We start from the raw sequence: 24,728 nt of genomic DNA on the forward strand, positions 1-24,728 counted from the left end.
GAACGAAACGCCTGCGAAGCAGACAATAAAGCGCGTAAGTGCGGGTTTGTGATCAGGCATGCAGCCAATAACTGGCGCACAGAATAAGTATGGTATAAGCGGGGCTGGCTTTACGATCTCGGAAACATCCGGGATGAGACGGTCCCGCCTGTCTGTAAAATGGGTTATAACAAAAGAAATATGGAGGCGGAAATTTATGTATAAAGAGAAGATCAGCCGGTATATTGACGCGCACAAGAAAGAAATGCTGGAGGACATCGGAGCTCTTTGCCGGATCAACAGTGTAAAGGGGTCTTACCGTATCGGAAAACCGTATGGGGAAGGGTGCTCCGAGGCACTGCGTGCAGCTCTGCATATTGCGGAATGCTACGGTTTTTCCATCAACAACTATGACAACTATGTTGGAACCGTTGACATGAATGACAAAGAGGCACAGCTCGATATTCTGGCTCATCTGGACGTTGTTCCGGCCGGAGACGGCTGGACCGTTACAGAACCTTTTGAGCCGGTAGTAAAAGACGGAAAGATCTATGGCCGCGGAACCGCGGACGATAAGGGACCGGCAATTGCTGCTCTCTACGCGATGCGTGCCGTAAATGAACTTGGAATCCCGATGAAAAAGAACGTCCGCCTGATCCTTGGCACTGACGAGGAGTGCGGAAGCTCCGACATCACCCACTACTACAGTGTGGAAAAGGAAGCTCCGATGACCTTCTCACCGGATGCATCCTTCCCGGTGATCAATATCGAGAAAGGCCGGATCGGAGGTAATTTTACGGCAGAGTTCGAGCCGTCTGACCGTCTTCCGAAGATGGTATCCTTCCACAGCGGAACGAAGACGAATGTGGTTCCGGGCGCGGCAGAGGCATTATTTGAGGGTCTTGACGGAGATGAGACAGAGGCTCTTGCAAAGAGCATGGAGGAGGAGCTTGGAATCCGGTTTACGGTATCCTCTGAGGATGGCTGCCTGAAGATCGCTGCAGCTGGCGAAAACGGCCATGCAATGGCACCGTGGAAAGGAAAGAATGCCCTGACAGGACTCTTATCCCTGATCGAGCGTCTTCCGTTGGCGGAATGCGGACAGACAAAGGCAGTCCGCGCGTTAAACCGCCTGATGCCGCACGGTGACTGGTACGGCGAAGCGCTTGGAATCAAGATGAGCGATGAGGAGTCCGGCGAGCTGACACTGGCATTCAGCATGCTGGATATTTCCGGGAAAAGCCTGGAGGGCGAATTCGACAGCCGCTGTCCGATCTGCGCCACAAAGGAAAACACCATTGATGTGATCCGTAAAAAAATGGAAGCAGATGGAATCTCCTTCAATACGGAAGAAATGAAGCCGCCGCACCATGTACCGGCAGATTCTGATTTTGTGAAGACTCTGCTCTCCGCATATGAAAAATATTCCGGAAGAAAGGGCGAGTGTATCGCCATCGGCGGCGGAACCTATGTCCACAATTTAAAGAACGGTGTTGCTTTCGGCGCTGCTCTTCCGGAGACCGAGAACCACATGCACGGCCCGGACGAGTTCGCGGTGGTTGACGAGCTCACAATGAGTGCGAAGATCTTTGCACAGGTGATTGTGGACCTTTGCTGTTAAGAGATGATCGTTGGGAGAGTATGAAAAAGGAAAGATCCCGGAAGTTCGTTTTCCGGGATCGGGATAAAAAATATGAGTGAAAAGACATTCGCGGAACTGTTGGAGCGGCATATCCGTGAAAATGGTTATACGAAGTAACAGCGGGCGGTCCAAAAGGTTCCCTCGTAGTAAACGGAACAACTCCGGATGGCTACAAGGTGAATGAAAACGGGGAATGGGTAAAGTAAATAGATAAGCGCAGCAGAGCGCACACGGTCCGGCTTCAGAAATGGAGCCGGGCCATTTTTTGTTATGGCTTATAGCAAATTACGCAGAATGAGCGGAAGCCGGAATAGCCGCAGTAAGCAGAGCTTTTTCTTGTAAAAACACGAGATTCATGGTAGCATAGAAGCAATGAAAAATCTGTGCATGGCTGCACGAAAGGAGCAGCAGAGATGAAAGAAATGAACATTCCTGTTGGAGTTTCGGATTTTGAAGAAATTCGTAAAAATGAGTATTACTATATTGATAAATCGGAATTAATAGGAGAGCTGCTCAGCAGAACGGGGATAAAAGTAACGCTTATTACCCGTCCCCGGCGCTTCGGCAAGACATTGGGCATGAGCATGCTGGAAAGCTTCTTCGACATCCGCAAGGAGAGCAGAAAACTGTTTGAGGGACTGAAAATTACAGAAAACCAGGCATTGTGCGATGCGTGGATGAACCAGTATCCGACAATTTTTGTTTCGTTTCGACAGGTAGATGGACTGGATTTCACTGGGGCATACGATATGCTCACAATGGTGATTGCAGATTTGTACAACAGACATCTCTATTTGCTTGATGGTAAAAATGCCACGGACTTCCAAAAAGCGGCGTTTGCACATCTCGCACATGGCAGCGGTTCGATAAAAGAAGTTAAGAGCAGCCTTATGCTTTTGACAACGATGATGCAAAGTTATTATGAAAAGCCTGTAATTCTTCTTATAGATGAGTATGATGTTCCCGTAGCAAAAGCGAACAACAACGGTTACTATGATGAAATGCTTGATGTTATGAAAGGCTTGATGCAGGCACTGAAGGACAATCAGGCACTTCGGTTCGCGGTTGTTACGGGGTGTCTGAAGATTGCAAAAGAGAGCATCTTTACTGGAACAAATAAATTTGTGTCGGATACGATCACAAATTCCCGTTTGAACGAGTATTTTGGTTTTGTACAGAGCGAGGTTGACCAGCTGCTGAATGACGCCGGTCTGACGGAACAGGCTGACAATATCAGGAAATGGTATGATGGCTACCATTTCGGTGATTTTGATGTTTACTGCCCGTGGGGATGTTATGAATTATATGTTGGAACTGCAGCGAAATCCGAAAGCCAGACCGGTCAGCTATTGGAAAAACACCAGCGACAATGCCATCATACGTTCCTTTATTGAGTATGCAGGCGGTACGATTACAAATAAGCTTGAAACTTTGATGGCGGGCGGCTGTATTGTTCAGCGTGTAGATGAAAACCTGACCTATGATTATCTGCATTCTTCGGAAGAGAATCTTTGGAGTACACTATATCTGACGGGCTACTTAACCAAAGCGCGCAAGGGAGATTACAAGGACGAACTGCCGGATGGCATGGCTGCTCTTATGATTCCGAATGCAGAAATCAAAGAGATTTTTGAAACGACAGTTATTAAATGGTTCGATGACAGCACGAAGAAGTGGAATCGAAATGCTTTGTTTGACGCTGTATGGAACGGTGACAGTGAGAGGATTACCAAAGAAATGAATGCCCTGCTCCGGCGGACGATCAGCTACCATGACTATCGGGAAGACTTCTACCACGCTTTTCTTGCAGGTATCTTCACCGGCGCCGGATATATGGTGGATTCCAACAAGGAACACGGAGAAGGCCGGAGCGAGGTGGTTATTTACGATTCTATGAATGCCCGTGTTGCAATTTTTGAGGCAAAGTATACGAAGGTTCTGGAAAATCTGGGGAGTGCGTGCGATACAGCTTTGCGGCAAATTGATGATCGAATGTACGCAAAGGAGTATGAGGAAGACTATGACCAGATTCTTTGCTACGGTATTTCGTTTTTTAAAAAGCGCTGCATGGTAAAGAAAAAGTGACTCATTGCAAATAAAAACCAAAGCCGCAGAAAAATTCAGGAACATGCTGCCGAAAACGGTGCATGGAGGAAGAACTGGAGAAGAATAGATGAATTGCAGGATCATTGACATTCATACGCATATCTATCCGGTCGCCCTGGCGAGACGGGCCATGGAGGTCACCGGGCATGAGAATGATGATTTTAAGAAGCTTCCGATCCGGGAGAATCTGCTGGCGAGGATGCAGGAGGCGGGGGTGGACATCTCCGTGAACCTGCCGGTGGTCTCGAAACCCCAGAATCAGGCGGAGGTGAACCGGTTCGCGAAGGAAGCGGCAAGAAAGAATATTATCTCATTCGGCGGCCTTCACCCGGACTGTGAGAATGTGATCGAGGAACTGGAAAAGCTAAAGGATATGGAGATGGTGGGAATCAAGTTCCATCCGCCGTTTCAGAAAGTCAACCTGGAAGATCCGAAGTATGAGGAGATGTGGAGAAAGATCAATGAGCTGGGATTTCCGGTGCTGATCCATATGGGGACGGCGAGGATCGTGCGCCCTTATGATCTTTACCCGTCGGGAATCCGAAAAATCTTAAAATCTGCCCCGGATATCCCGATCATCATGGCGCATATGGGAAGCTTCTGCATGATGAAAAATCCCAATGAGAATCTTGAAAATCTGCCGGAAAATGTGTTTATCGATACGGCCATGAGCGCGGAGCTGGAGGAAGCCGGTGAGTTTGAGGAGATCATCCGCAGGTTCGGAACAAATCGGGTGCTTTACGGCAGTGATTTTCCCTATGGCACCCAGAAAGCCGCTATTGCGAGGATTAGGGACAGCAGTTTCACGGACAGTGAGAAAGAGGATATGCTGTGGAGAAATGCGGCGAAGATCCTGAAAACGGTGGGAAAACTGCCGGAGAATATTGAATTGTAAAGCTTCAGAAAAATTATAATTAAGTGAAAATAATGCTGGATATTCATCTCAGGGACAAGAAATGGAGCATAGACTATAAATAGAGAGTATGACTGGTTGACGGCAGCCTGCGCGAATAACAGGTCTGTGGTTAATGGGATACATAAAATGTTTCGATTCGGGAGATGATGCCATGCGGATGAGCGAATTGAAGAGGCGGGAAGTGATCAACGTCTGCGACTGCAAACGTTTAGGCTTTGTGGGTGATCTGGATGTCGATCCGTGTACAGGCAGGATTCTGGCGATCATCGTGCCGGGACCGGGCTGTGTCTGCGGTTTCCTGGGACGGGAAAAAGAATTTGTGATCCCTTTTGGGGATATCTGCCAGATCGGGGACGATATTATTCTGGTCCGGGTTGAGGAGAAGAAGGAAAAGCCGCCGAAGCCCCCGAAGCCGTGTCCACCGCCGCCAAAGCCGCCGTTTTGTCCCTGCCCGCCTCCATGTGAGCCGGGAGGAAGATGTGACTGTCCGCCGCCGTGTAATATGGATTGTGGCTGCTCTCCGCCTTGTGACCAGGAAAAAGGCGGTTATATAAAAAAGTGGCGGTAAAAAACCTGGAAGTGAGAGTTGTTTCCGGGTCGAATAGCGGGAAGATGGACATGAGATAGATTGGTATAATTAGTAGTTAATGAAGATAAGTCAGGAAAGGAACTGAAGAATGAAAAAACTTCATACGATACCGGTAGCAGATGGATTTCGCATGCCGGGAGAATTTGAACCCCACAGAGGCTGCATCATGATCTGGCCAAAGCGCCCGGGAAGCTGGAACTACGGCGCGAAAAAAGCGAGAGAGGCATTCAAGCGCGTGGCATGGGCCATCGCGGAGAGCGAGGAGGTCTTTATGCTGGCGGAGCCGGATGTGGAGGAGAATGCCCGCGAGATGTTAGCCGGGAATCCGGGACACGGGATCCACGTGATCAGGATGGAGTCCGACGATGCCTGGGCGCGGGATGTGGCACCGACCTTTGTGGTGAACGGGGAAGGCACTGTACGTGGCATTGACTGGGAGTTCAACGCCTGGGGCGGAAACGTGGACGGACTTTACGCCCACTGGGAGAAGGACGATCTTGTGGCGGAAAAAGTCTGTGGGGAGCTTGGTTATGACTGCTATGAGGCCCACCCCTTCGTTCTGGAAGGCGGTTCGATCCATTCTGACGGAGAGGGGACGGTTCTTGTGACGGCAGCGTGTCTTCTGAGCGGAGGAAGAAATCCGAAGCTCACAAAGGACGAGATCGAAAAGAAGCTCTGTGCTTACCTCGGGGCTAAAAAGGTGATCTGGCTGGAACATGGAATCTACAATGACGAGACGAATGAACATGTGGACAACATCTGCGCGTTCGTGCGCCCGGGCGAGGTGGTCTTAGGCTGGACCGATGATGAGAAGGATCCCCAGTACGCCATGTCGAAGAGCTGTCTGGATATTTTAGAACATGAGACGGATGCTATGGGCAGAAAGATCAAAGTCCACAAGCTTCCAATCCCAAAGACACCGATCTGTGTGACGGAGGAAGACCTTGGCGGTTATGAGTTTGAGGACGGCGAGGACACGAGAGAAGCCGGGGAACGGCTTGCGGCGAGTTATGTAAACTTCTATATCTCAAACGGCGGAGTGATCGTGCCGCAGTTTGGGGATGAGCATGATAAGACGGCGGTGGAGATCCTCGGAAAAGTGTTCCCGGAAAGAAAGATCTGTCCGATCCCGGCCCGGGATATTCTGCTCGGCGGCGGAAATATCCACTGTATCACGCAGCAGATCCCGCAGGGAAGCTAGGAAAAGAATACGATAAAAATAGAATCAGAAAACGTGTATTGAACCAGGATAGATGCTGTACCTGAGGAGCAATTCAAAAAATTAAAAATGAAAGAACAATATAGAGCTGGAATATAGACAGCACATAGGGACAATAAAACGGATACCCCACAGGAGGAAATATAAAATGCGAAAAGTAAAAGTCGCAGCGGTACAGATGCGCTGCACAAGAGACGTGAATGAGAATATCGCAAACGCGGAGAGACTCGTGAGAAAAGCGGCAGCGGACGGAGCCCAGATCATCCTGCTCCCGGAGCTTTTTGAGCGCCAGTATTTCTGTCAGGAGCGCCAGTACGAATATTATGAGTTTGCGAAGCCGGTGGAGGAAAACGACGCTGTAAAACACTTCGCAAAGGTCGCGGAGGAGCTCAAGGTCGTTCTTCCGATCAGCTTCTATGAGAAGGACGGAAAGCGCCTGTTCAACACCGTCGCGATCCTTGATGCGGACGGAACGAATCTTGGAATCTATAGAAAGACCCATATTCCGGACGACCATTATTATCAGGAGAAATTCTATTTCACACCGGGGGACACCGGATTTAAGGCATTTAAGACCCGCTACGGCACCATCGGCGTGGGTATCTGCTGGGACCAGTGGTTCCCGGAGACCGCGAGATTTATGGCAGTAAAGGGCGCAGAGCTCTTATTCTATCCGACAGCCATCGGCAGCGAGCCGATCCTCTCCGTGGACAGCATGCCCCACTGGAGACGCTGCATGCAGGGACATTCCGCGTCGAACCTGATGCCGGTGATCGCGGCAAACCGTGTGGGACTGGAAGAGGTAACACCATGTGAGGCAAACGGAAACCAGAAATCAGCCCTGAAATTTTATGGCTCCTCCTTCATCACGGACGGTGCCGGCGAAGTGATCCAGTCCATGGACCGCGACAGCGAGGGCGTGATCACAGCGGAGTTTGATCTGGACGAGCTGGAGCGCGAGAGATTTTCATGGGGACTCTTCCGCGATAGAAGACCGGAGATGTATCACGAGTAAGAAAAATTCTGAGAAGAAAAAGGGTTACTGTACACGGGTAGGAATTTTCTGAACTGAAAATTCCGTACAATACAGTGGTGGTAGTGGATTTTGCCGATTCGGAATGCGAAGCATCGGCAAAATCAGTTACTGTTTGCGCAAAGCGTGAACAGTAACGAAAAAGGCACATGCCATGGAATAAACATTGGTTCCGGGTGATGTGCCTTTTATCATGAAGAGAAGCAGTGAGAGTGAACCCCGCTAAAGTATAACTGTGATTCATATAAATAATAGAAAACATATATGCCAGTAATTTCTCCAATTTGTTGAAAATTAAGAAAAATTAGAGTATGATTACAAAGAGATAATCGGACAGAAAAGGAATTAGTCCGGTACAAATATGAAAAGTAAAATACCCGAAAAATATGGAAATGACGGCAGCATTTCGTGAATTTTCAGGCGGGATATGGAGGAAAAAGACATGGAATATAGAATTGCAACGATCTCCGGTGACGGGATCGGTCCGGAAATCGTGAGAGAAGCAAAGAAAGTTTTAGATAAAACAGGTCAGAAATACGGTCATAAATTCAACTATGAAGAGGTCCTCATGGGTGGAATCTCCATCGACACCTACGGTGTGCCGCTGACAGACGAGGCGCTGGAGACCGCAAAGAAGAGTGACGCTGTTCTTCTCGGTGCAGTCGGTGGAAATGTCGGCAACTCCCGCTGGTACGATGTTGCCCCGAACTTAAGACCGGAGGCAGGACTTCTTGCGATCCGTAAAGGATTAAATCTCTTCGCAAATATCCGCCCGGCATACCTCTACAATGATCTTGCAGGCGCATGCCCGTTAAAACAGGAGATCATCGGTGACGGCTTCGACATGGTCATCGTCCGCGAGCTGACCGGAGGCCTTTACTTCGGTGAGCGCCACACAGAGACCGTAAACGGTGTTGAGCAGGCGACAGATACTCTCGTTTACAGTGAGAAGGAGATCCGCCGCGTAGCGATCAAGGCATTCGAGATCGCCATGAAGAGAAAGAAGAAAGTAACAAGTGTCGATAAGGCAAACGTTCTCGATTCCTCCAGACTCTGGAGAAAAGTTGTTGCGGAAGTCGCAAAGGACTACCCGGAAGTCACTCTTGAAAATATGCTGGTCGACAACTGCGCAATGCAGCTCGTTATGAACCCGCGCCAGTTCGATGTGATCTTAACAGAGAACATGTTTGGCGACATCTTATCCGACGAGGCGAGCATGATCACCGGTTCCATCGGTATGCTGTCCTCCGCAAGCTTAAATGAGAGCAAATTTGGTCTCTACGAGCCGAGCCATGGTTCCGCACCGGATATCGCAGGAAAAGACATCGCAAATCCGATTGCGACTATTCTCTCTGCAGCAATGATGCTCCGCTTCTCCTTCGACCTTGACAAGGAAGCAGATGCTATCGAGGATGCGGTCAGAAAGGTCCTCGCAGAGGGCTACCGCACCGTCGATATCATGGACGAGGGCAAAAAGCAGGTTGGAACCACTGAGATGGGAAATCTGATCTGTGAGAGAATCTAATAAAATAAGTACGGCAATGATGGCAGAATACATGAAAATCGTGTGTTCTGCCATTTTTTTGTAACAGGAAATTCCGAGGAATTCCCTGTTACAAAAAAAGGCACTGACGTGCCAAAGATGCGCACTCGCGCGAAGATGTAGACTGTCGCAAGCGACCGCGCGAGGCGCGAGAATGTGCCAAGGCACATTCTTTTTTATTGACATGACGCCAGAATAATCTGTCGGTGGCGGGACTGTAAGTGTAATAGGGAACAGAAGTCTCAGACGGTTGCCGGTGATTGCGTGACACACACGAATGCGTTGAAAACTGATCCATGGAGTCATATCTGAAGAAAAATAAATAGCAGACGAAATATAAGAGCCACATATATTGTTAAAAAGGATATCAAAAAAAGAAAGAAGTTTGCATAATTCGAGAAAAAGGCAATTTTAACATTGATTTGCCCGGGTACTTGTGCTAGGATATATGACAAATCAGCCTGATTCGTCACTTCACACTGATAGAGAAGAGACGGAGTGAAGCGTGACGCTGGATCGAGAGACAAGGGCTGGAATCGTGGCCATCCCCGAAAGGAGAGAGGCCACAGAGCAATCAGAGAGGGGAACAAAACTATGAGCAGAGTCTACAACTTTTCCGCAGGTCCGGCCGTGCTGCCGGAAGAAGTCTTAAAAGAAGCAGCAGCCGAGATGCTTGATTACAATGGAACCGGAATGTCCGTCATGGAGATGAGCCACCGCTCAAAAGCTTTTGAGGAGATCATCCAGACAGCAGAGCAGGACATCCGAGACCTCTTAAAGATCCCGGACAACTACAAAGTCCTGTTTTTACAGGGTGGAGCTCACCAGCAGTTTGCGGCAGTCCCGTTAAATCTTTTTAAAAACCGTGTCGGCGACTATATTATCACCGGACAGTGGGCAAAGAAAGCATGGAAGGAAGCAAAGCTTTACGGAACAGCGAATGCCATTGCATCCAGTGAGGATAAGACATTCAGCTATATTCCGGATTGCTCCGATCTTCCGGTCGATGAGAATGCCGATTACGTTTATATCTGCGAAAATAATACGATCTACGGAACAAAATTCCATACACTCCCGAACACAAAGGGAAAAACACTCGTCTCCGATGTGTCCTCCTGTTTCCTCTCTGAACCGATGGATGTATCAAAATACGGTGTGATCTATGGCGGTGTCCAGAAAAACATCGGACCGGCAGGTGTTGTTATCGTGATCATCCGTGAGGACCTGATCCGCGAGGATGTTCTTCCGGAGACACCGACGATCATGCGCTACGATGTCCAGGCGAAGGCCGGATCCCTCTACAACACTCCGCCGTGTTACGGAATCTATATCTGTGGCAAGGTCTTCAAATGGCTGAAGAAGCAGGGTGGACTGGAAGCCATGAAGGAGAAAAACGAGCGAAAGGCAAAGATCCTTTACGATTATCTGGATCAGAGCAGGCTCTTCCACGGAACTGTCCGCAAAGAGGACCGTTCCATCATGAATGTGCCGTTCGTTACAGGTGATAAAGAGCTGGATGCCCTGTTCGTAAAAGAGGCGGAGGCAGCCGGATTCGTGAACTTAAAAGGACACCGTACCGTCGGCGGCATGAGAGCCAGCATCTACAATGCAATGCCGGAGGAGGGCGTTGTGAAGCTTGTAGAATTTATGAAGAAATTTGAGGCGGAGCACGCGGACGCGTAAGACTGCCGGATGAAAATATCAGAGGAAAAATTATGAGAAATATTTGTTGTTTAAATCAGATCTCCCACTATGGCACAGACCGCCTCACAGGAGACTATAAACTTGTAGATGATATTAAAGACGCAGAAGGAATCCTGGTCCGCAGCGCGTCTCTCCACGAGACAGAATTCCCGGCTGGACTCGAGGCCATCGCCAGAGCCGGAGCCGGAGTCAACAATATCCCGCTCGACGAGTGTGCGAAGAAGGGCATCGTCGTATTCAATACACCGGGCGCAAATAAGAACGGTGTAAAGGAGCTTGTTCTCGCGGGTCTGTTCCTGACTTCCAGAGATGTTGTCGGAGGTATCGAGTGGTGCAGAGAACATGCCGGGGAAGAAGATATCAGCAAGAAGATGGAGAAGAGCAAAAAAGCCTTTGCCGGAAACGAGATCAGGGGCAAAAAGCTTGGAGTCATCGGTCTTGGCGCTATCGGCTGTGAGGTTGCGAACGCTGCCGCTGCTCTCGGAATGGAAGTTTACGGCTATGATCCGTTTATCTCCGTAAATGCGGCGTGGATGCTGTCCCGATCTGTAAAGCACATTATGGATGTGAATACGATCTACAAAGACTGCGATTACATCACTGTCCATGTGCCGCTTCTCGATTCCACGAAGGAAATGATCAACAAGGATGCTTTTGACCAGATGAAGGACGGTGTTGTGATCTTAAACTACGCGAGAGACCTGCTTGTAAACGATGATGATATGGCAGAGGCGTTAAAGAGTGGAAAGGTAAAAAAATATATCACCGATTTCCCGAACGCAAAGACTTCCGCGATGGACGGCGTGATCGCAACACCGCATCTGGGCGCTTCCACAGAAGAGTCCGAGGATAACTGCGCGGTGATGGCTGCGGATGAGCTGAAGGATTATCTGGAGAACGGAAATATCAAAAATTCCGTAAACTATCCGGCGTGTGACATGGGAATCTGTCAGGTGGCAGGAAGAATCGGCCTGCTCCATGCGAACGTTCCGAACATGATCGGACAAATCACATCGATCCTGGCTGCTGAGGGAATCAACATCGCCAACATGACAAACAAGAGCCGTGACAAGTACGCGTACACACTTCTTGATCTGGAAGATCCGGCGAAAGCGGAGGCGGTTTCCCATCTTGAAAAGATCAGCGGAATGTATAAGGTCCGTGTGATCAAGGGCTAAAAAATTATAGTCGAAAAGAGAATAATACGGCTGCATAAGAAGATGGCAGCTGTGAAATGTAATTGTAATTCATCCATGTACGAAAAATCGTCATGGATGAATTGCGTTTATAGAGAATTGAGTGTAATATAGAGGCAGGATAAAATAATATGGGGAGGTAACAGGCATGGCAGTAGTGAGACCGTTTTCATGCGTGCGCCCGGCAGCAGAACATGCGGCAGAGATCGCGGCACTTCCGTATGATGTATACAACAGGGAGGAGGCAAAGCGAGAGGTGAAGTCCCATCCGCTTTCCTTCCTCGCCATCGACCGCCCGGAGACGGGATTCCCGGACACGGCGGACATGTACGCGCCGGAGGTCTATGCCCACGCAAAGGATCTTTTCGAACAATGGGTGAAGGACGGAAACTATGTGGAAGATCCGAATGAGACCTACTATCTCTATGAACTCACGATGAACGATCATTCCCAGACAGGAATCGTGGCATGCTCAAGCGTAGATGACTATGTAAACGGCGTGATCAAGAAGCACGAGAACACGAGAGAGGAGAAGGAACTGGACCGGATCCGCCATATCGATGTGATGGACGCCCAGTCCGGACCGATTTTTCTCGCATATCGCCCGGTAAAACGCTTAAAAGAACTGGTTGCACTTGCAAAAGAGGAGAATCCGCTTTATAATTTTATCTCAGAGGATGGAATCAGACACCGGGTATGGAAAATCGGATCCGGTGATATGATAAAAGAGATCCGGGAGGAATTTGAAAAGCTCCCGGCGACATATATCGCAGACGGTCATCACCGCGCGGCTTCTGCCGTGAAGGTTGCCTTAAAGCGCAGGGCGGAACACCCGGACGCGCCGAAGGACGCCCCGTTCAACTACTTCCTCTCCGTACTGTTCTCAGAGGATGAACTGACGATCCTGCCGTATAACCGTGTAGTGTGGGATCTGAACGGACACTCGGAGGAGGAGCTCTTAAAGGAAGCTTCGAAGCTTTTTGAGGTCTCCGGACCTTTAAAGGAAGCTGTGGAGCCGAAGGAACGCGGTGAGGTCGGCATGTACCTCGGAGGAACATGGTATGATCTGAAATTAAAGGCGGGAGTCCGACCGGATGATCCGGTGAAGGGACTTGACGTGTCCGTGCTCCAGGAGAAATTCCTGGCTCCGGTGCTTGGAATCGGAGACCCGAGAACGGATAAGCGCATCGACTTTGTGGGCGGGATCCGCGGCGTGAAAGAACTGGAGCGCCGCTGTGAGGCGGACATGAAGATTGCCTTTTCCATGTATCCGACATCGATGGAAGAACTGCTGTCTGTTGCGGACGCGGGGCTTCTGATGCCGCCGAAATCGACCTGGTTTGAACCGAAACTGCGAAGCGGAATTTTCATCCACCGGCTGTAGCCTGAAACTTGGGGTCAGCCGACAGGATTTCTGGAGATCGAAATGGGACTGCAGTCGTGGAGCCGCCGGTATCACAGAAACCTGACATCACAGGAGAGAAAGGAATATTGTTGTGGGAAAGATTATTTTAACAGGAGACCGTCCGACAGGTCGTCTTCATGTAGGACATTATGTAGGATCTCTTAGAAGAAGAGTAGAGCTTCAGAATTCCGGAGAGTATAGCGATATCTATATCATGATTGCTGACTCCCAGGCGCTCACAGACAATGCGGATAACCCGGAGAAGGTCCGCCAGAATATTCTGGAGGTTGCGCTCGATTACCTGTCTGCAGGTCTTGATCCGGAAAAATCCACGATCTTTATCCAGTCCATGGTGCCGGAGCTTTACGAGATGACCGCTTACTTTATGGACATCGTTACGGTTTCCAGACTGCAGAGAAACCCAACCGTAAAGAGTGAGATCCAGATGAGAAACTTTGAGGCCAGCATCCCGGTCGGCTTCTTCACCTACCCGATCAGCCAGGCAGCAGATATCACAGCCTTCAAGGCAAATGTGGTTCCGGCTGGTGAGGACCAGATGCCGATGGTTGAGCAGACGAGAGAGATCGTTCACAAATTCAATACGGTATACAATACAGATACCCTTGTTATGCCGGATATTCTTCTTCCGACAAACGACGCATGCCGCCGTCTTCCGGGCACCGACGGAAAGGCAAAGATGAGCAAATCCTTAGGAAACTGCATCTACCTTTCCGATACAGAGGAGGACGTAAAGAAGAAAGTCATGTCCATGTACACAGATCCGAACCACTTAAAGGTAAGCGATCCGGGACAGGTTGAGGGAAATACCGTCTTCACATATCTGGACGCATTCTGCAAGGACGAATACTTCGCAGAGTTCTGGCCGGATTACAAGAACCTCGACGAGGTGAAAGAGCACTACAAACGCGGTGGACTTGGCGATGTAAAGGTCAAGAAGTTCTTGAACCGTGTGCTTGAGGAGGAGCTCCGTCCGATCCGCGAGAGAAGAAAGAGATGGGAGCAGGACATCCCGGCTGTATACGAGATCTTAAAGAGCGGAAGCGAGAAGGCAGAACGCGTAGCTGCACAGACATTAAAGGAGATGCGTGCGGCTATGAAGATCAACTACTTTGACGATGCGGCGCTGATCGCGGAGCAGAGTGAGAAGTATAACGGTTAATATAAAAGCTGAATCTGCAGATGAATGGATTCGGGAAAAGTGAATAAAACAGACTGGATGCTGCATATATTATACCCATGGTAAAGCGGGGGTGTCTGTATGCGGGAGCTGGTACTGGAATTGATGGGGGAATACGGCAATCTTGCTGTGTTCCTCCTTATTTTAGTTGAAAATCTCTTTCCTCCGATCCCGTCGGAGGTGATCCTGACCTTTGGGGGCGTCATGACGGTCTGCACGGACATGACGCCCATCGGTGTGATCCTATTTTCCACTGCCGGATCGCTGGCGGGGGCTGTCATTCTATACAGCGTGGGACGGTTTCTGCCGGATGAGGTGTTCCGGAAACTGCTCTGCGGACAGATCGGACATCTGCTTCACTTCCGCCTGGAAGATGTGGATCTCGCGAAAGGATGGTTCAGGGAACGCGGGAGATCGGCGGTGTTCCTGTGCAGGCTGATCCCCATCGTCCGCAGCCTGATCTCCATCCCTGCAGGGATTGCCAGGATGCCGTTTGTGCCGTTTCTTGTCTTTACGGCGGCGGGAAGTCTTCTGTGGAACACGGTCCTCGTCTATGCCGGGAGGATCGCTGGGGACTCCTGGGAGAAGGTGTCGGCGGCCTTTGGGGTGTATTCGGATCTGTTTCTCATGATAGCTGGGATCTCCATCGCCTTTGCTGTCCTGTTTCGCGGGTGCGGAGAAAGAAGAAAGCTGTAGAAGCCATATAGAAAGGTCATTGCGGATGGGAGAAGGATGGAAAAAGAGCGTGAATTTATTTTGCGGAATAATATAATTATTTGAATAATTATATACAATAGAACAATAAACTAATAACAATAAAATAAAAAATATTTTTTCTAAAAACATATTGACAAATGAGAAGATATCGAATATAATGAAGACAACAAAAAGAAAGAGAGAACAAAGCAAAGAAGACGAAAAGGTTCGTACTTAAAAAAATCTAAGTAAAGGAGGTACAGTCCACCGAACACATAAGTCTCGTTCCATTTTTCAAATTTGAAAAATCCGGAACAAAGGAAAAACACAAAACCGGGTAATTAATCGAAAAAAAGATTATTTGAAATCCTTCAAGATATGACGAGAAAGTATCAAAAAGAGAAATACAATAATCGATATGAGAACGAAAAGAAAGATAAGATTTCGGAAAAAGCCGGCGGAGTGAAAAAGGAAAACTTCATATAGAAAAAATCTAATGAAAACGAGGTAAGATCCATTGGATAACGCAGAACATTAAGGTGGGTATCGAAACAAGAAAATTGATTCGGTACCCACTTTTTATGCGCAGAAAAGAATTGCTGCCACTTGCTTTTGGGGGGAGAGTAGCAAACTGTCTGTACGAACCAGGTGCAGGTCTGTAACCGGCAGGCTTATTAATCTGTATTAAAGCCCTTCACAGTCAAACGGTGGCGTATATTCTTCTTTCGCGCTACTTCTTTCCTGCATAAACCCTTCCGTGAGACCGAGGTCAATCGCGGTGTCAACGACTTTGTTATACTCATAGGAGGTGATCCGCCGGTTGATCTCCGGATATTCGGTGCTCCTGTAGAACGGCGTATACTGGCTCATGATGCTGATAAGGTACTGGTGATCCGGGAGATTTTCTCTGATCCAGTGCAGGAGGCGGATCGAGTCCTCTTTTGCGCCCGGAAGGACCATGTGGCGGATGATGACGCCGCGGTCCAGCATTGATGGATTCCTTTTATTCCAGGAAAGTCCGCCGGTGAGGCGGATCATTTCTTTTATGGCGTCGGAGGTTTTCTCGAAATAGTCCGGGGCGGCGGAGTATTTCTTGGCGAGACCGCTGTCCATGTATTTGAGGTCTGGAAGCCAGATATCGACGTAGTCTGCGAGATCACGGATCGTTTCAAGCTTTTCGTAGCCGCCGCAGTTAAAGACGACAGGGATCTGAAGCTTCGGCTTCGCGAGATCCAGGGCGCGGACGATAGATGGAGCGAACTGGGTCCCGGTCACGAGGTTGATGTTTGCGGCGCCTTTTTCCTGGAGTTCCAGGAAGATATCGGCGAGGCGGGAGACGGAGATGGTTTTTCCGTAGTTTTCGTGACTCAGCTGGAAGTTCTGGCAAAAGACGCAGCGTAACGTACAGCCGGAGAAGAAGACGGTTCCGCTTCCGGTGGTGCCGCTGATGCAGGGTTCTTCCCACATATGCAGGGCGGCCCTGGCGGCGCGGAGCTCGTGCCCGGCGCCGCAGAAGCCGGTGGAGATTGTACGGTCGGCGTGGCATTCCCTGGGACAGAGAGTGCATGATTTGTAGATGGATTCGGTTAACATAACTTTAAATGCTTCTTTCGTGTTGGTTTAGGATTTATAATGGTCGGAATCATCAGCTGTCTGGTCCGGGGAATCCGGCAGGTAGTGGTAGAGCTCCTGATAATGTTCTAATTCTGCGTCGGTCTCCGGGAGCGCCGGGATCAGGCCGGTGCAGTCGGTGGCGGAGCAGGCCTGGATGTCGATGTCCCAGTCGGCGCTGGTAAGCAGTTTCTTTGATGAGTTTTTCATGGAATCACCTCCTGAATGATAGTTTCCATCGAAAAAGGAAAATAAAACAGGAAAGTAATTCATAATTTTTTATTCGAGATAATCTGAAATCACACCCCAGGCTCCTTCTAATTTCTCCAGCGTCCACGCCGCGTTCGCCGGGCTCGTGGAGGGAAGGGAGACTGCCGGGATTCCGGTCACGGCCTCCTGATATTTTTTATAATAGTTCCAGGAGGTCTTCCCATTGCAGAAGATTGCCTGAATACTGGAGGCAGACAGGATCCGGGAGAGATCGTTGGGCACGACATCGTGGATGGAGCTGTCGCTGGAACCCTCGATGGAGCAGGATGCGATCACATCCCAGAGGGCAATATGATGGGAGAGGAGAAATTCCTTTTTCTCATCAATACTGCCCGGAACCGGAACCGCGAGAATTCCGGACAGGGTCTTCCAGAAACGGTTCTGCGGGTGGTGATAGAAAAAATGTCCTTCCCTGGATTTGACGGACGGGAAGGAACCGAGGATCAGAATCCTGGAGGCGCTGTCAAAAACAGGCGGAATCGGGTGTGTGACGGTATTCATGATAAATATCCTTTCAGATATATTTTAAATGATAAAATTGCTATCCATGTTGTATTGTAGCGTTTCTGATATTTTTTGTAAACATAGAAATTTCATACTTTTTTTATTGCCTTATGGGGAAACTCAACTTATAATGATTAGGTATCACAAAATCATGGGTCAATATACCCAAATGTGATATATGCGCAAAAGAAGTGGAGAAAATCAATGGACAACAACAATCAGAACAGAAATGGCGGAAAGCGGCCAAGCGGACAGAATATCGGGGTGCTCGCCCTGATCCTAGTGATCACGCTGATCGCTGTGACCGTTATGAACAACATGGTCCGCAAAAACCAGACCCAGGAACTCGGGTATGAGGAATTTGTGGAATACTTAAAAGAGGGAGAGATCGATACGGCGAAGATCTCCAGCAACAGGATCTACTTAACGCCAAAGACTTCTTCCACGAAGCTTTCCCGCTTCATCCAGTATTATACGGTAAGAATCCCGGATGTTGATCTTGCAGAGCGTCTTTTAGATGCCAACGGGGTCCATGTGGTGGCGGAAGATACGAGTACGAGCGCGAGTATTTTAAACTTTCTGATGGGATGGGTACTCCCGTCAGCGCTTATGATCGGACTTCTCTATATGATGTACAGCCGGATGGGCGGCGGAGGAATGATGGGCGTTGGAAAGAGCAACGCCAAGGTCTACGTCCAGAAGGAGACGGGAGTCACGTTTGCTGACGTAGCGGGCGAGGACGAGGCGAAGGAATCCCTTGTGGAGATCGTTGATTTCCTGCATAACCCGCAGAAATATTCAAAGATCGGTGCAAAACTGCCGAAAGGAGCGCTCCTTGTGGGACCTCCAGGAACAGGTAAGACTCTGCTTGCGAAGGCGGTAGCCGGTGAGGCACATGTTCCGTTCTATTCCCTTTCCGGTTCTGATTTCGTGGAGATGTTTGTCGGCGTGGGTGCGTCCCGTGTCCGTGACCTCTTCAAACAGGCACAGCAGTCCGCACCGTGTATCATCTTTATTGATGAGATCGATGCCATCGGACGCAGCCGTGACAGCCGGATGGGCGGAAATGATGAGAGAGAGCAGACCTTAAACCAGCTGCTTTCCGAGATGGATGGATTTGATTCCTCTAAGGGACTTCTCGTCCTGGGCGCGACGAACCGTCCGGAGATTCTGGATCCGGCACTTTTGAGACCGGGACGTTTTGACAGACGTGTGATTGTTGACAAGCCGGACCTGAAAGGCCGTGTGAATATCTTAAAAGTACATTCCAAGGATGTGCGTCTGGATGAGACCGTCGATTTCGAGGAGATCGCCCTTGCGACGTCCGGCGCCGTGGGTGCGGATCTCGCGAATATGATGAACGAGGCAGCCATCAATGCGGTCAAGAATGGACGTCAGGCTGTTTCCCAGAAAGATCTTTTTGAGGCAGTGGAGCTTGTCCTTGTCGGAAAAGAGAAGAAAGACAGGATCTTAAGCAAGGAAGAGCGCCGGATCGTCTCCTACCATGAGGTTGGACATGCGCTTGTCACCGCTCTTCAGAAAGACGCTGAACCGGTCCAGAAGATCACGATCGTGCCGCGTACTATGGGTGCGCTGGGTTACGTGATGCAGGTTCCGGAGGAGGAGAAATACTTAAATACGAAGAAAGAGCTTCAGGCAATGCTTGTTGTTTCTCTTGCAGGCCGTGCGGCTGAGGAACTTGTATTTGATACGGTAACGACAGGCGCAGCAAACGATATCGAGCAGGCGACAAGGATCGCGAGAGCGATGGTCACCCAGTACGGTATGTCTGAGAAGTTCGGCCTTATGGGATTAGAGACTCAGGAGAACCAGTATCTGACAGGACGCACTGTCTTAAACTGTGGTGACGCGACAGCCGCTGAGATCGATACGGAAGTCATGAAGATGTTGAAAGAGGCGTATGCTGAGGCAAAGCGTCTTCTCTCCGAAAACCGTGATGCGATGGATCAGATCGCGGCGTTCCTGATCGAGAAAGAGACGATCACCGGCAAGGAGTTTATGAAGATCTTCCGTGAGGTAAAGGGAATCCCGGAGCCGGAGGAAGGAAAGAAAGAAGAGAAGAGCCGGATGGGCGGCGAGTTCGCGGAGGACGCAGCGAGCCAGCAGGTACAGGCTGCTGAGGCTTTGCAGGTACAGGATCCGGGCGTGCAGGTCGCAGAACATGTGCAGAATGCGCCGGCGAATGAGAACGGCGGATATGCCGGAGCAGCTGATGGGCAGCGGATGCCGCAGGCTGGAAACGGACAGGATCCGATGGATCAGCAGAATTAATACGGTACGAAAACGGGCAGGATGATAAAAATAGGTCATCCTGCCCGTTTTTTCGGGAAATTCACGTTATGTCCGGCTTTTATATATGAAAAGTCCAGTAGATGGTTGCAGAAAACGTGAAGCAGGGGAGAAAATCGTTACTGTACGCGGGTAGGAATTTTCTGAACTGAAAATCCCGGATGTTAACAAATAAAAGAAATAATTCATGAAAAAGACAAGAATATCTGGTAAAATTAAAAAATAGATCTAAACACAGACCAGCAAACAACGGAAGAGAATTGCGAATGTCCGCTTTGAAGGGCTGGAAATGGAGAGAGAAAAGAGAATTTTTATGGATCAGAATGATTATGGAAAGAGAAAAGCGGTCTGCAGACATGCGGCGGGATTTATGGCGGCGGTGATGCTCGCGGCAGCGGGACAGCCGTCTATGGCGTATGCGTCTGAAAAACTTCAGACGAATGACCCGTCCGCATCGGAGCAGTGGGCGTTCTTCAACGATGGATCGTTCACATCGGAAGAGGTTACGAAGTATCCGGTCTACTCGGATCCGTTCGGTCAGCCATCGGAGAATGCGGAGCTTCTTGGAACTCTCGTGGAGGTAAAGAAGAGACAGGCGGTTTCCGGCGTGGATATCAACCTGAAACAGGCATGGGAGACATATGGGAACGGAAGCCATGATACCATCGTCGCAATGATCGATACGGGAATTGATGCTTCTCATGAAGATCTGAAGGACACTTTATGGGTCAATACCGATGAGATTCCGGAAAACGGCATCGACGATGACGGAAACGGCTACGTAGATGATTGTTATGGGTGGAATTTCTACAATAATAACAATCAGATCTTCACCGGGAATGAGGACAGCCACGGAACCCACGGGGCCGGGACGATCAGTGCCGGGACAGGAAACGGGATCGGAATCTCGGGAATCGTTCCGGGAACCCGGGTTCGGGTGATGGCGTTAAAGGCCCTTGGAGGAAATGACGGCGGCGGAAGCACGGCGGCTGTCATCAAGGCGATCAAATATGCGGAGGATAACGGAGCGGTGATCTGCAACCTGAGCCTGACGTCGACGACAGATGATAAGGCGTTATATGAGGCGATGAAGAATTCCGGTATGCTGTTTGTAGTGGCAGCGGGAAACGGAAATCCGAAGACAGGAAAAGGCGTTGATACGGACGTGATCCCGTTTTATCCGGCGGCGTATGATCTGGACAATATTATTTCCGTCGCGAATCTAAGCTTTGATGGGGCACTGTCCGCAAGCTCCAACTATGGAAAAACGACCGTGGATCTTGCGGCGCCGGGAAGTTATATTTTAAGTACGACCCCTGGAAACACCTATGGATATATGAGCGGAACGTCCATGGCGGCACCGATGGTGTCCGGGGCGGCGGCAATGATCTATTCGTATTTTGACGGGATCGGGGTTGCGGATGTGAAGGAGATCCTGATGTCCACGGTGACACCGATGGAGAGTCTCAAGGACGTGACGGTGTCCGGCGGTATGCTGAATGTGGGCGCAGCCCTTTCCTATGATATCGGCAGTTTATCAAGAAGGGGATTTCAGAACGGTGGAACGAGACCGGCGAACGGAACGGCTCCATATCTGGAGATGCAGACCTCGAACCGGAATGGTGGAATGTATCTGACGGTCCGCGTCCTCGATATTGACGGGGATCTTGATAAGCTCTTCTATGCAAAGGGCGAGCATACAGCCGGGGAGTTTGCGAACGGGACTGTGGAAGGAACGGCGTTTACGGTGAATGATAAGGATATGGCGGCGTTCCAGATCACGGAAAAAGGAACGTATACGTTCTATGCCGTGGATAAGAATGGAAATGGAGCGGTGAAGATCGCGAAATTCGTGTCGGAGAGCGACGGACCGGGGGCATTTCAGTAGGATCCTGATAGGAGAAATGCCGGAGGCAACAGATGATCGGAGGAGAACACATGAAGACAAGACGATTGGGAAAAACAGGGCTCATGGTGAGTGAGATCGGATTTGGCGGGGAATGGCTGGAACGGCATACGGAAACTGAGGGCATTGAGCTGATCCGGTATGCATCAGAGAAAGGGATCAATATTCTGGACTGCTGGATGGCGGATCCGAAATCGAGAAATATCATCGGCGAGGGAATTAAAGAGAACCGGGATCAGTGGTTTATTCAGGGACACATCGGGTCTACCTGGAAGGACGGACAGTATTTCCGCACGCGGGAGATGAAATATGTGCGTCCGGCCTTTGAGGACCTTTTAAAGAGACTGCAGACCGACTATATCGATCTCGGAATGATCCACTATGTGGATTCTGAGGAAGAGTGGGAGAAAATCCAGCACTCTGATTATCTGGATTATGTGATGGAGCTGAAAGAAAAAGGCGTGATCCGGCACATCGGCATGAGCTCCCACAATCCAAAGGTAGCTATGAAGGCAGTTGAGTCCGGATATATAGAGATGATCCTTTTCAGCATCAACCCGGCGTTTGATATGCTGCCGGCGAGTGAGGATATCGATACGATGTTTGCGGAGGAGTTTGACGCGGGACTTAAGGGGATCGATCTGGACCGGGCGATGCTCTATAAGGCCTGTGAGGAGAACGATGTGGGGATCACGGTCATGAAGGGATTCGCGGGCGGAAGACTTTTCGATGCGAAGAGATCTCCGTTCGGTGTCTGTCTTACCCCGGTCCAGTGTATCCATTATGCGCTGACGAGACCGGCTGTCTGCTCCATCATGTGTGGATATGACACAAAGGAGCAGGTGGATGCGGCAGTGGGATATGAGAGCTCCTCAGAGACAGAGAAAGATTATGCATCTGTGATCGCGAATGCACCGTTCCATTCTTATCGGGGCGAATGTACATACTGCGGACATTGCAAGCCGTGTGCCGCAAATCTGGATATTGCCATGATCAACAAGTTTTATGATCTGGCAACCATGCAGCCGCAGATCCCGGCGACAGTGCAATCCCACTATGAGCTTCTGGAACATAAGGCATCGGAGTGCATCGGATGTCATTTGTGCGAAGCACGGTGCCCGTTTGGCGTTCCGATCGCGGAGCGGATGGAGAAGACTGCAAAGTTATTTGGATGCTGATATTACGGAGATCGAAAATCCAGTCAGCGGATTATCAACAAAGGAGAAATAGAATCATGTCACTTGAAAAAAGCCGTCCTGATCCTGACGGAAGGGACGGCAAAGGTCGATAACCACAAATATAAAGATACGTTACATCGAGATCCACCCAAACGCGTTCGCCACAGAACTGATCAGTATGATAGCCGCAAAGATCGGGCAGAGATACTGGATCATAAACTGGAAGATCACTTTTCTGCGGAACGGATGGCCGCCGTCTGTGACCTCCTGTTCGATCTTTGCAACTCCGATGACTTTCGATACGAGAAGGCAGGTTGCGATCGCCGCGATCGGCATCATGACAGAGTTTGTCAGGAAATCGAAGAAGTCAAGGAACTGCATTCCGATCACGGTCACACCGGCCAGTGGACCATAGCCGAGACAGGAGAGCGTTCCGAGCAGGAGCATAATGACAGCCATAAATACCGTCGCCTTTTTCCGGCTCCAGTGCAGCTCATCCTCAAAAGTGGAGACGGCACTCTCGGTCAGGGCGATGGAACTTGTGACAGCCGCGAACAGGACCAGGACAAAAAACAGGATGCCGACTGCGGCTCCGAGTCCCATGCTTGCGAACACCTTCGGGATCGTGATGAACATCAGCGCAGGACCGGCCTGCAGGGTATCCGGGTCACCGCCGGAGAAGGCGAAGACGGCCGGGATGATCATGAGACCGGCCATGATCGCGATAGCGGTATCGAAGATCTCAACATTCTGGGTGGAATCTTCGATTGAAGTATCTTTTTTCATGTAGGAACCGAAGGTGATAAGGATTCCCATGGCGATGGACAGGGAGTAGAACATCTGTCCCATAGCGGATACCACCGTCATCCATGAGAAGTTCTCAAGGTTTGGTACCAGAAGATATTTCACACCACTCATAGCCCCCGGTCTCGATACGGAATAGCCCGCGATGAGCAGGGAAAGGACCACGAGGATCGGCATCATAAACTTCGATACACGCTCGATCCCGTTGCGTACACCTGCGTAAATGATAACAACTGTAAATAGGGTGAAGAGAATAAAGCAGATCTCCGTGGAACGACCGTTGGAAATAAACGCGGAGAAATATTCGTCCGTGGCAAGGGCCTGTCCATGTCCAAGAAGGTATTCAGCCAGATATTTGATGACCCAGCCGCCGATCACAGAATAGTACGGGACGATCAGGATCGGGATCACAGCATTGATCCAGCCGCCGAAGGACAGCCATTTTGACTTTCCAAAGGATTCATAGGCACCCACCGGACTCTTTTTTGTCATGCGGCCGAGAGCAGTTTCCGCCACGATCATCGTGTAGCCAAAGGTCAGTGCCAGAATGATATAGACGAGTAGAAAGATTCCCCCGCCATACTTTGCTGCGAGATAGGGGAAACGCCAGATGTTTCCAAGTCCTACGGACGCGCCCGCCGCCGACAGGACGAAACCGAGCTTTCCGGAGAACGAACTTCGTTTACGATTCATAATTAATTTCTCCTCATGTTTTTATCACAAATACATTTGTGCGTGTAAGGGATAGTCTATCATAGAATATGAAAAAAGGCAATTTGAACTGTCGGGGAGACTAAAATTGGAATAGAACCGATGGAAGGTATAATCAGAACGCAGAAGAATGTATAAAAAAAGGAACAACCGGAGAATCTTATAATTTGATGGCGAAATTATCGGTTTTGCGTTATAATACACTTAT

The 24,728-nt window shown here is 49.6% G+C and carries 20 protein-coding genes; 16 read left to right on the forward strand and 4 right to left on the reverse strand.

Annotation, left to right across the window (positions count from 1 at the left end):
* The first annotated feature begins 196 nt into the window (after positions 1-196).
* The 13 genes from pepV to GPK83_RS03380 all read left to right on the forward strand — a co-directional run bounded on the left by pepV (position 197) and on the right by GPK83_RS03380 (position 15,226).
* The gene (gene pepV, locus GPK83_RS03325) at positions 197-1,600 is read left to right on the forward strand and encodes a dipeptidase PepV (protein WP_215703997.1); all 1,404 of its coding nucleotides are present in this window, start codon (positions 197-199) and stop codon (positions 1,598-1,600) included.
* Positions 1,601-2,034: 434 nt separating this feature from the next.
* Positions 2,035-3,015: an AAA family ATPase gene (locus GPK83_RS17285; RefSeq protein WP_345941765.1), complete on the forward strand. Its 981-nt coding sequence runs from the start codon at positions 2,035-2,037 to the stop codon at positions 3,013-3,015.
* Positions 2,927-3,706: a PD-(D/E)XK nuclease domain-containing protein gene (locus GPK83_RS17290; protein WP_345941766.1), complete on the forward strand. Its 780-nt coding sequence runs from the start codon at positions 2,927-2,929 to the stop codon at positions 3,704-3,706. Before GPK83_RS17285 ends, GPK83_RS17290 begins: the two co-directional genes overlap by 89 nt.
* Positions 3,707-3,794: 88 nt before the next feature.
* On the forward strand, positions 3,795-4,622 hold the full coding sequence (locus GPK83_RS03335; protein ID WP_215703998.1) for an amidohydrolase family protein: 828 nt from the start codon (positions 3,795-3,797) through the stop codon (positions 4,620-4,622).
* 178 nt (positions 4,623-4,800) lie between these two features.
* A complete protein-coding gene (locus GPK83_RS17295; RefSeq protein WP_345941767.1) occupies positions 4,801-5,211 on the forward strand; it encodes a YlmC/YmxH family sporulation protein in 411 nt (136 codons plus the stop codon).
* Between the two features lie 109 nt (positions 5,212-5,320).
* A complete protein-coding gene (gene aguA, locus GPK83_RS03345; protein WP_215704000.1) occupies positions 5,321-6,433 on the forward strand; it encodes an agmatine deiminase in 1,113 nt (370 codons plus the stop codon).
* A 166-nt stretch (positions 6,434-6,599) separates the two neighbouring features.
* Positions 6,600-7,466, forward strand: a complete 867-nt coding sequence (gene aguB, locus GPK83_RS03350) for an N-carbamoylputrescine amidase (RefSeq protein WP_215704001.1) — start codon at positions 6,600-6,602, stop codon at positions 7,464-7,466.
* A 460-nt stretch (positions 7,467-7,926) separates the two neighbouring features.
* Complete coding sequence (leuB, locus tag GPK83_RS03355; protein WP_015553664.1) at positions 7,927-9,009, forward strand: 3-isopropylmalate dehydrogenase; 1,083 nt, start codon at positions 7,927-7,929, stop codon at positions 9,007-9,009.
* A gap of 612 nt (positions 9,010-9,621) precedes the next feature.
* On the forward strand, positions 9,622-10,710 hold the full coding sequence (gene serC, locus GPK83_RS03360; RefSeq protein WP_215704002.1) for a 3-phosphoserine/phosphohydroxythreonine transaminase: 1,089 nt from the start codon (positions 9,622-9,624) through the stop codon (positions 10,708-10,710).
* Between the two features lie 32 nt (positions 10,711-10,742).
* On the forward strand, positions 10,743-11,909 hold the full coding sequence (locus tag GPK83_RS03365; RefSeq protein WP_215704003.1) for a phosphoglycerate dehydrogenase: 1,167 nt from the start codon (positions 10,743-10,745) through the stop codon (positions 11,907-11,909).
* 166 nt (positions 11,910-12,075) lie between these two features.
* Positions 12,076-13,311, forward strand: coding sequence for a DUF1015 family protein (locus GPK83_RS03370; protein WP_117514162.1), 1,236 nt, complete (start codon positions 12,076-12,078; stop codon positions 13,309-13,311).
* A 112-nt stretch (positions 13,312-13,423) separates the two neighbouring features.
* Positions 13,424-14,512 (forward strand): tryptophan--tRNA ligase, encoded by a 1,089-nt coding sequence (trpS, locus tag GPK83_RS03375; RefSeq protein ID WP_215704004.1) that lies wholly within the window; start codon positions 13,424-13,426, stop codon positions 14,510-14,512.
* A gap of 99 nt (positions 14,513-14,611) precedes the next feature.
* On the forward strand, positions 14,612-15,226 hold the full coding sequence (locus tag GPK83_RS03380; protein ID WP_215704005.1) for a DedA family protein: 615 nt from the start codon (positions 14,612-14,614) through the stop codon (positions 15,224-15,226).
* Between the two features lie 684 nt (positions 15,227-15,910).
* On the opposite strand, the gene GPK83_RS03385 is transcribed toward GPK83_RS03380, so the two are convergent.
* The 3 genes from GPK83_RS03385 to GPK83_RS03395 all read right to left on the reverse strand — a co-directional run bounded on the left by GPK83_RS03385 (position 15,911) and on the right by GPK83_RS03395 (position 17,608).
* Positions 15,911-16,819, reverse strand: coding sequence for a radical SAM protein (locus GPK83_RS03385; protein WP_215704006.1), 909 nt, complete (start codon positions 16,817-16,819; stop codon positions 15,911-15,913).
* Between the two features lie 27 nt (positions 16,820-16,846).
* Positions 16,847-17,047 (reverse strand): hypothetical protein, encoded by a 201-nt coding sequence (locus GPK83_RS03390; RefSeq protein WP_117513673.1) that lies wholly within the window; start codon positions 17,045-17,047, stop codon positions 16,847-16,849.
* 69 nt (positions 17,048-17,116) lie between these two features.
* The gene (locus tag GPK83_RS03395) at positions 17,117-17,608 is read right to left on the reverse strand and encodes a DNA-deoxyinosine glycosylase (protein ID WP_215704007.1); all 492 of its coding nucleotides are present in this window, start codon (positions 17,606-17,608) and stop codon (positions 17,117-17,119) included.
* A 207-nt stretch (positions 17,609-17,815) separates the two neighbouring features.
* Between GPK83_RS03395 and ftsH the strand changes: the two genes are divergently transcribed.
* The 3 genes from ftsH to GPK83_RS03410 all read left to right on the forward strand — a co-directional run bounded on the left by ftsH (position 17,816) and on the right by GPK83_RS03410 (position 23,005).
* Positions 17,816-19,903 carry an ATP-dependent zinc metalloprotease FtsH gene (gene ftsH / locus GPK83_RS03400; protein WP_252196222.1) on the forward strand — a complete coding sequence of 696 codons (2,088 nt, stop codon included), beginning with the start codon at positions 17,816-17,818 and terminating at the stop codon, positions 19,901-19,903.
* A gap of 331 nt (positions 19,904-20,234) precedes the next feature.
* Complete coding sequence (locus GPK83_RS03405) at positions 20,235-21,809, forward strand: S8 family peptidase (RefSeq protein ID WP_252196223.1); 1,575 nt, start codon at positions 20,235-20,237, stop codon at positions 21,807-21,809.
* A 50-nt stretch (positions 21,810-21,859) separates the two neighbouring features.
* Positions 21,860-23,005 (forward strand): aldo/keto reductase, encoded by a 1,146-nt coding sequence (locus GPK83_RS03410; RefSeq protein ID WP_215704009.1) that lies wholly within the window; start codon positions 21,860-21,862, stop codon positions 23,003-23,005.
* A gap of 132 nt (positions 23,006-23,137) precedes the next feature.
* On the opposite strand, the gene GPK83_RS03415 is transcribed toward GPK83_RS03410, so the two are convergent.
* Positions 23,138-24,502, reverse strand: coding sequence for a sodium-dependent transporter (locus tag GPK83_RS03415; protein ID WP_117470744.1), 1,365 nt, complete (start codon positions 24,500-24,502; stop codon positions 23,138-23,140).
* Between the last annotated feature and the right edge of the window lie 226 nt (positions 24,503-24,728).

Origin of the sequence: Clostridium sp. MCC328 (assembly GCF_018785465.1) — a bacterium.
GTDB lineage: Bacteria > Bacillota > Clostridia > Lachnospirales > Lachnospiraceae > Pilosibacter > Pilosibacter fragilis.

What these genes read in the sequence shown, in the direction of transcription:
- GPK83_RS03365 (WP_215704003.1), top strand. Translation starts at nt 10,743, where the DNA reads ATGAGAAATATTTGTTGTTTAAATCAGATCTCCCACTATGGCACAGAC.
- GPK83_RS03410 (WP_215704009.1), top strand. Translation starts at nt 21,860, where the DNA reads ATGAAGACAAGACGATTGGGAAAAACAGGGCTCATGGTGAGTGAGATC.
- GPK83_RS03370 (WP_117514162.1), top strand. Translation starts at nt 12,076, where the DNA reads ATGGCAGTAGTGAGACCGTTTTCATGCGTGCGCCCGGCAGCAGAACAT.
- GPK83_RS03405 (WP_252196223.1), top strand. Translation starts at nt 20,235, where the DNA reads ATGGATCAGAATGATTATGGAAAGAGAAAAGCGGTCTGCAGACATGCG.
- aguB (WP_215704001.1), top strand. Translation starts at nt 6,600, where the DNA reads ATGCGAAAAGTAAAAGTCGCAGCGGTACAGATGCGCTGCACAAGAGAC.
- GPK83_RS03390 (WP_117513673.1), bottom strand. Translation starts at nt 17,047, where the DNA reads ATGAAAAACTCATCAAAGAAACTGCTTACCAGCGCCGACTGGGACATC.
- GPK83_RS03380 (WP_215704005.1), top strand. Translation starts at nt 14,612, where the DNA reads ATGCGGGAGCTGGTACTGGAATTGATGGGGGAATACGGCAATCTTGCT.
- serC (WP_215704002.1), top strand. Translation starts at nt 9,622, where the DNA reads ATGAGCAGAGTCTACAACTTTTCCGCAGGTCCGGCCGTGCTGCCGGAA.
- ftsH (WP_252196222.1), top strand. Translation starts at nt 17,816, where the DNA reads ATGGACAACAACAATCAGAACAGAAATGGCGGAAAGCGGCCAAGCGGA.
- GPK83_RS17295 (WP_345941767.1), top strand. Translation starts at nt 4,801, where the DNA reads ATGAGCGAATTGAAGAGGCGGGAAGTGATCAACGTCTGCGACTGCAAA.
- GPK83_RS03385 (WP_215704006.1), bottom strand. Translation starts at nt 16,819, where the DNA reads ATGTTAACCGAATCCATCTACAAATCATGCACTCTCTGTCCCAGGGAA.
- GPK83_RS17290 (WP_345941766.1), top strand. Translation starts at nt 2,927, where the DNA reads ATGTTGGAACTGCAGCGAAATCCGAAAGCCAGACCGGTCAGCTATTGG.
- aguA (WP_215704000.1), top strand. Translation starts at nt 5,321, where the DNA reads ATGAAAAAACTTCATACGATACCGGTAGCAGATGGATTTCGCATGCCG.
- GPK83_RS03395 (WP_215704007.1), bottom strand. Translation starts at nt 17,608, where the DNA reads ATGAATACCGTCACACACCCGATTCCGCCTGTTTTTGACAGCGCCTCC.
- GPK83_RS17285 (WP_345941765.1), top strand. Translation starts at nt 2,035, where the DNA reads ATGAAAGAAATGAACATTCCTGTTGGAGTTTCGGATTTTGAAGAAATT.
- leuB (WP_015553664.1), top strand. Translation starts at nt 7,927, where the DNA reads ATGGAATATAGAATTGCAACGATCTCCGGTGACGGGATCGGTCCGGAA.
- GPK83_RS03335 (WP_215703998.1), top strand. Translation starts at nt 3,795, where the DNA reads ATGAATTGCAGGATCATTGACATTCATACGCATATCTATCCGGTCGCC.
- pepV (WP_215703997.1), top strand. Translation starts at nt 197, where the DNA reads ATGTATAAAGAGAAGATCAGCCGGTATATTGACGCGCACAAGAAAGAA.
- GPK83_RS03415 (WP_117470744.1), bottom strand. Translation starts at nt 24,502, where the DNA reads ATGAATCGTAAACGAAGTTCGTTCTCCGGAAAGCTCGGTTTCGTCCTG.